5 protein-coding genes are annotated in these 6,721 nt (G+C 62.1%); 3 read left to right on the forward strand and 2 right to left on the reverse strand.

Annotated features, from left to right (window positions below):
- The coding region (locus tag BLX41_RS16840; RefSeq protein ID WP_259744966.1) for a sensor domain-containing diguanylate cyclase at positions 1–2,084 on the forward strand (2,084 nt) is incomplete at its 5' end.
- Between the two features lie 45 nt (positions 2,085–2,129).
- On the opposite strand, the gene dacB is transcribed toward BLX41_RS16840, so the two are convergent.
- The gene (gene dacB, locus BLX41_RS16845; RefSeq protein WP_123725803.1) at positions 2,130–3,590 is read right to left on the reverse strand and encodes a D-alanyl-D-alanine carboxypeptidase/D-alanyl-D-alanine endopeptidase; all 1,461 of its coding nucleotides are present in this window, start codon (positions 3,588–3,590) and stop codon (positions 2,130–2,132) included.
- Positions 3,591–3,824: 234 nt separating this feature from the next.
- On the opposite strand from dacB, the gene BLX41_RS16850 reads away from it, so the two are divergent.
- Positions 3,825–4,169 (forward strand): YggL family protein, encoded by a 345-nt coding sequence (locus tag BLX41_RS16850; protein ID WP_102863834.1) that lies wholly within the window; start codon positions 3,825–3,827, stop codon positions 4,167–4,169.
- 191 nt (positions 4,170–4,360) lie between these two features.
- On the opposite strand, the gene BLX41_RS16855 is transcribed toward BLX41_RS16850, so the two are convergent.
- On the reverse strand, positions 4,361–5,551 hold the full coding sequence (locus tag BLX41_RS16855; RefSeq protein ID WP_123725804.1) for a benzoate/H(+) symporter BenE family transporter: 1,191 nt from the start codon (positions 5,549–5,551) through the stop codon (positions 4,361–4,363).
- A gap of 319 nt (positions 5,552–5,870) precedes the next feature.
- On the opposite strand from BLX41_RS16855, the gene BLX41_RS16860 reads away from it, so the two are divergent.
- The gene (locus BLX41_RS16860; protein WP_025128787.1) at positions 5,871–6,635 is read left to right on the forward strand and encodes a GntR family transcriptional regulator; all 765 of its coding nucleotides are present in this window, start codon (positions 5,871–5,873) and stop codon (positions 6,633–6,635) included.
- Positions 6,636–6,721: the final 86 nt, after the last annotated feature.

Raw genomic sequence — 6,721 nt, forward strand, 5'->3', positions numbered from 1 at the left:
AGGCTTATGCCTGGGCGCCTCTGGTGAGTCGTGCCCAGCGGCCGGCGTTCGAACAGGCGGTGCGGAATCAGGGAGTGCCGGGGTTCACCATCCTGCAATTGAACGCCAGCGGCCAGATGGAGCCGGCGGGCGAGCAGGAAGACTTTGCCCCGGTTCTGTACAGCCAGACCCAAAGCCCCCTGGGCTCGCCCCTGGGGTATGACTTGCTGGCCCAGCCTCAGCGCCGGGCTACTCTGGAGCGGGCCAGGGAGCTCAACGGCCTGGCGGTTTCGCCGCCTTTGCACCTGGTTGCCGTGGACCCTGCCTATGCCCGGGGCGTGCTGCTGGCGGCGCCGGTCAGGCGCCCCCAGGACAGCCCCTTGCCCCAGGCCAGGCCATACGGTTATGTGCTGGCGGTGATCAGCCTGCGGCAACTGGTGGCGGACGGCTTGCCGGTGCCGGCCAGCGACAACCTGTCGGTGCGGATTCTCGATCTGTCCACCGAGGGTCAGCACGAGGTGCTCTATGAATCGAACAATCCGCCGATCACCAGCCACCTGACGGCCAGCCGCCTGCTACGCCTGGCGGACCGGGATTATCAGGTAGATATCCGCCCCAGCGCGGCGTTCCTGCATGCCAACCACTCGTCCCTGAGCAGCCTGGTGATTCTCGGTGGCATGCTCAGTGTGCTGCTCAGCGCCTTGCTCTATGTGCTGGTGAGCCAGCGGCAACGGGCCTTGGCCCTGGTGGAGCAACGCACGGGGGAGCTGCGCAGTCGCGAACAGGAATTGCGCGGCACTCACAGTCAGTTGCGCTGTGTCCTCAATGCCGCAACCCAGGTGGCGATCATCGCCACGGACCTGCGTGGGGTCATCAGTACCTTCAATGCCGGGGCCGAGCAGATGCTCGGCTACAGCAGCAGTGAAGCGGTGGGCCACCTGACCCTGGAAAGCCTGCACCTGCCCCGGGAGCTGGAAAGTTGGGCCCAGAGCCTTACCCAGCGCTATGGCAAGGCCATTCCGGTGTCCCAGGCCATGTTGGTGGAAGAAGGCCTGGCCGGTGGTCATGAGGCGCGGGAGTGGACGCTGGTCAGGCGTGACGGCAGCCACTTGCAAGTGAATATGCTGGCGACCCCGGTACTGGATGACCAGGGGTTGTGGATCGGCCACCTGGCCATCTGCATCGACATCACCGAGCGCAAGCGGGTGCACGAAGCCCTGGCGGCCCGGGATCGTCTGTTGAAAAGGCTCAGTGCCCATGTTCCTGGGGGGATCTACCAGTTCAAGCTGGATGCCGATGGACACGCGAGCTTTACCTATGCCAGTGATGGCATCCGCGAAATCTACGAGATCGAGCCGCAGTTGCTGCAGGAGGATGCCGAGGCGGTGTTCGAGCGTATCCACCCCGAGGATGTGCAGCGGGTACGCACGTCGATCCAGGTTTCCGCGCAACAGCTCAGTCCGTGGCGCGAAGAGTACCGGGTCTGCCTTCCGCAGCGTGGACTGCGCTGGATGCGTGGCGCGGCGACCCCGGAAAGCCTCCAGGGCGGCGGGGTGCTGTGGCACGGCTATATCTCGGACATTTCCGACCTCAAGCGGGTCGAGGAAGAACTGCGCGCGTTGTCGGTGACCGACTCCCTCACCGGCATTCACAACCGGCGCTATTTCCAGGAGCAGTTGCAGAATGAAATGCAGCGGCTGGAGCGTATCGGAGGCGATATGGCGGTGATCATGCTGGATATCGATCATTTCAAGCGGATCAACGACCAGTACGGGCACGGAGTGGGGGATCAGGTGTTACGGGGGTTGTGTGCTCGCATTGGCGGGCGTCTGCGGCGTACCGATGTGTTCTGCCGCCTAGGCGGTGAGGAATTCATGGTGCTGTGTCCGGGCACCAACGCCAAGCAGGCGCTGATCCTGGCCCAAGAGTTGTGGCAGGGGCTGCGCAGCTCGCCGATCGAGCCGGTGGGCACTGTCACCGCCAGTTTCGGCATTGCCAGCTGGCGCGAAGGCGAAGGGGCGGATGGCTTGTTGTTGCGGGCCGACTCCGGGGTTTATGCCGCCAAACAGGCGGGACGCGATCGAGTCCAGCCAGAGCTGCCCTGATCGCTGACAGCGGCGGAGCGGGTCCGCCACTGTCGCAACAGCGAGTTACAGAACTGACGCGCTGCTGGCCAGTTTTGGCTGGCGATACAGATCCAGCAGCACCTGATCCAGCACTGAAGAAGCGCCGAAGGGACGTGGATCGTTGAGGATCGCCACCACCGCCCAGGTGTTGCCGTTGTCGTCGCGGCTATAGCCGGCGATGGCGCGCACGGTGTTCAGGGTGCCGGTCTTGATGTGGGCTTCACCGGACATGGCGGTGCGTTTCAGGCGCTTGCGCATGGTGCCGTCCATGCCGGCAATCGGCATGGAGCTGATGAACTCGGCGGCATAGGGACTCTTCCATGCCGCTTGCAGCAGGCCGGCCATTTCCCGGGCGCTGACCCGTTCGGCACGGGACAGGCCGGAGCCGTTCTCCATCACCAGATGCGGCGCGGTGATGCCTTTTTTCGCCAGCCACTGGCGCACCACGCGCTGGGCCGCCTTGGCGTCATCGCCGTCGGCTTCGTTGCGGTACTTGGCTCCCAGGCTGAGGAACAGCTGCTGGGCCATGGTGTTGTTACTGTATTTGTTGATGTCGCGGATGATCTCCGCAAGGTCCGGGGAGAAGGCCCGGGCCAGGACCTTGGCGTCCTTGGGCACTACCGCCAGGCGATCCTTGCCCTGGATGCTGCCGCCCAGCTCGCTCCAGATGGCCCGCACCGCGCCGGCGGTGTAGGTGGCATGGTCCAGCAGCGACAGGTAGGTCTGGGAGCTGCAGCCATCGCCCAACTGGCCGCCAACGGTGACGATCACGCTGCCATCGGCCTGGGTCACCGGGTTGTAGCGGACATCGCCGGTGCACTGCTTGGTGTTGACTGCCTTGACCTGATTGTCGATGCGGATCTTGGCGATCGGCGGCTCCACCGACACCAGCACCCGGCCGGAATCATTGCGGGCGACAAAGCGCAGGGCCTTGAGGTTGACCATCAGCGCGTCGGGCTTGACCAGGAACGGTTTGTTCTCGTCGTTGCCGTCGTCATTGAACTCCGGCAATTGCGGTTGCACGAAGTAGTTGCGGTCCAGTACCAGGTCGCCGGTGACTTGCTGCACGCCATTGGCCCGCAGGTCACGCATCAGCAGCCAGAGCTTCTCCATGTTCAGCTTGGGATCACCGCCGCCCTTGAGATAGAGATTGCCGTTGAGAATACCGCCGCTGAGGGTGCCGTCGGTGTAGAACTCGGTCTTCCACTGGTGGGTCGGGCCGAGCATTTCCAGGGCCGCGTAGGTAGTCACCAGCTTCATAGTGGAGGCTGGGTTGACCGAGACATCGGCGTTGAAAATCGTCGGAGTGCCAGGCCCGTTAAGGGGAATCATCACCAGCGACAGGGCGTTGTCCGGGAGCTTGCTGGCTTTGAGGGCTTGTTGAACCTTGGGGGTCAGGGTGGTGTTGACCGGAGCCGCGGAGACAGGGAATGCCAGGGGAAGAAAAACACTGGCAAGCAAAAGAGGACGCAACGATTTGATCATATGAAGTGAAACCCTGCAGTCGAGGGGAAAAAAGGCGAGGGCATGCAGATAAAATCCCTCAGTGGTCATGAAAGTGTCGGCATTATGCCCCAAGGTATAGCGGCTTGTGCCGTGCCACGGGCCGCCGGGACGGTATTTTTTTTACCAATGGCAGGCCTGCATCCTCATAGAGTCAGGCAATCGCCCGCCTAAACTGGTAAAGTGCCGCCCGTTATTACTTATGAGGATTGTTCCATGGCCACTAACCGTTCCCGCCGTCTGCGCAAAAAACTCTGCGTAGATGAATTTCAGGAGCTGGGTTTTGAGCTGAACCTGGATTTCAAAGAAGATCTGGCTGAAGAGGCTATTGACGCTTTCCTCGACGCGTTCCTCAAAGAAGCGATGGAAGCCAACGGTCTGGGCTATGTCGGCGGCGATGACTTCGGTCTGGTTTGCCTGAGCAAGCGCGGTTCCGTCAGCGAAGCACAGCGTGCAGCTGTTGAAGCCTGGCTCAAAGGCCGTACCGAGCTGACCAGCGTTGAAGTCAGCCCGCTGCTGGACGTCTGGTACCCGGACAACGCGATCAACCCAGTCGCGTGATGTCATGCATGAGCGGCCCGTCCGGGCCGCTCATGCGTTGTTGCCCCAGGGCAATCTGTCGATTTTCCCCTTTGTATCCTTGCCTCTGCCACGGGCCAGCCCCGGGTTTTGTCGTGGGCGCTATTCGCCGGCAGTCCGGCTCCTGCGGTGGGCGCCGGTCTGTGTGGGAGCTGGCTTGCCAGCGAAGCCCTTCAGGCGCTGCGCCAATTCAGAATCATCAAGGTCACCACCCCAGCGACAATTCCCCAGAATGCCGAGCCAATGGAAAACAGCGTCAGCCCCGAAGCAGTCACCATAAAAGTGATCAGCGCCGCTTCTCGCTCCTTCACTTCACTCATGGCGATGCTCAAGCCGTTGATGATCGAGCCGAACAGCGCCAGGGCGGCGATGGACAGCACCAGCTCCTTGGGCAGGGCCGCGAACAGCGCGGCCAGGGTGGCGCCGAAGACCCCGGCGATGCCGTAGAAAATCCCGCACCACACCGCGGCGGTATAACGCTTGCTGTGGTCTTCATGGGCGTGGGAGCCGGTGCAGATCGCAGCGCTGATGGCCGCCAGGTTGATGCCGTGGGAGCCGAACGGTGCCAGCAGCAACGAAGCCAGGCCGGTGGCGGTAATCAGTGGCGAGGCCGGTACGTTGTAGCCGTCGGCGCGCAGCACTGCGATCCCGGGCATGTTCTGCGAGGTCATGGCTACCACGAACAGCGGAATGCCGATGCTGATGGTGGCCGCCAGGGAGAAGTGCGGCGTGGTCCAGACCGGGGTCGCCACTTCCAGATGGAAGCCACTGAAGTCCAGCAAACCCATCAGCCCGGAAAGCGCAGTGCCAATCAGCAGGGCCGCGAGAACGGCATAGCGTGGCGACAGGCGCTTGACCACCAGGTAGGTGAAGAACATGCCCAGTACCAGGCCGGTGCGGTGTTGGGCCGCCACAAAGATTTCACTGCCGATCTTGAACAGGATTCCCGCCAGCAGGGCGGCGGCCAGGGACGCCGGGATCTTCTTCACCAGGCGCTCGAAACTGCCGGTGAGCCCGCAAATGGTCACCAGTACCGCGCAAGTGATATAGGCGCCAATGGCTTCGCCGTAGGTCACCCCCGACAGGCTGGTGATCAGCAGGGCAGCGCCGGGTGTGGACCAGGCGATGGTGATAGGGGTGCGATAGCGCAGGGACAGGCCGATGCTGCACACCGCCATGCCAATGGAGATCGCCCAGATCCAGGAGGAGATCTGACCACTGGTCAGGCCGGCGGCTTGCCCAGCCTGGAACATCAGCACCAGGGAACTGGTGTAGCCGGTCATCATGGCGATGAAACCGGCGACTATGGCGGAGGGCGAAGTGTCCGCGAGGGGGCGTAGTTGCGCGGGGGTGGCATCGGACATTACTGCTATTCCTTGTTCTTGAAAGACGCAAAACCCATGCCCAGCCAACGCTGCTTGCAGCCTGCGCAAGCAACGAGCCGGTAATTGGGGTTCAAGGTCAAAGCCTAAACTTAAAAGCAACTTTGCATTGCAATACAGCCGTGACTACAAATAGCCGTACAGTCGTTGAATAAGTGGTGGGGCCGGTAACACTTTTTGCTAAAGATCCCCAGCGGTTGTGTACAATGTGCCCCTGTTTTAACGCGATACTTGCCAGCGACCCACCGTGGCGTATTAAAGTCACGCCGAAATCGCCGCAGTCCTCCCGACCCGAGTGCCCATGAACGAACAGTTGCAACCTCTCAAGAAACAACCGCGAGCAGGCAAAGCCGGTCGCAGCGGAACCCAGGACGATATTGTCTACGCGCACATCTTTGAGGCCATCCTCGAGCAGCGCCTGGCGCCCGGCACCAAGTTGAGTGAAGAGGCGCTCGGGGAAATATTCGGAGTCAGTCGGACCATCATCCGTCGTGCATTGTCGCGGCTGGCCCATGAAGGCGTGGTGCTGTTGCGGCCCAATCGGGGGGCGGTGGTTGCCAGCCCGAGCGTCGAGGAGGCCCGTCAGGTATTTCTCGCCCGGCGTCTGGTGGAGCGAGCCATTACCGAGCTGGCGGTCCAGCACGCCACTGCCGAGCAACTGTTGGAATTGCGGCAGATGGTCAACGAGGAGCGCGATAGCTTTTCCCGGGGCGATCGGGGTGCCGGCATCCGCCTTTCCGGGGAGTTCCACCTGAAGCTGGCGGAAGCGGCGAAGAATGCGCCGCTGATCAGCTTTCAGCGCAGCCTGGTGTCCCAGACGTCGCTGATCATCGCCCAGTATGAAAGCGGCAACCGTTCCCACTGCTCCTACGATGAACACACCCAACTGATCGATGCCATCGAGGCTCGGGATGGCGAGCTGGCGGTGAACCTGATGATGCATCACATGGATCACATCGACAGCAAGCTCAACCTGGACGAGGAAAGCGCCTCGGACGACCTGCATGCCGTGTTCTCGCACCTGCTGCAGACCAAGAAGCCGGGGCGACCGACAGCCAAGCTGTAAGCCTCGATCAGAATGAAAATCCCTCGCTGCGTAACCTTATGCAGCGGGGGATTTTTGTTTGGTGGCGGGGCTGCTTGCTGATCTGG

The sequence above is a fragment of the Pseudomonas protegens genome (assembly GCF_003732485.1).
Classification (GTDB): Bacteria; Pseudomonadota; Gammaproteobacteria; order Pseudomonadales; family Pseudomonadaceae; genus Aquipseudomonas; species Aquipseudomonas protegens_B.

Coding starts and splice junctions, on each gene's coding strand:
- BLX41_RS16850 (WP_102863834.1), top strand. CDS start 3,825: ATGGCCACTAACCGTTCCCGCCGTCTGCGCAAAAAACTCTGCGTAGAT.
- BLX41_RS16860 (WP_025128787.1), top strand. CDS start 5,871: ATGAACGAACAGTTGCAACCTCTCAAGAAACAACCGCGAGCAGGCAAA.
- BLX41_RS16855 (WP_123725804.1), bottom strand. CDS start 5,551: ATGTCCGATGCCACCCCCGCGCAACTACGCCCCCTCGCGGACACTTCG.
- dacB (WP_123725803.1), bottom strand. CDS start 3,590: ATGATCAAATCGTTGCGTCCTCTTTTGCTTGCCAGTGTTTTTCTTCCC.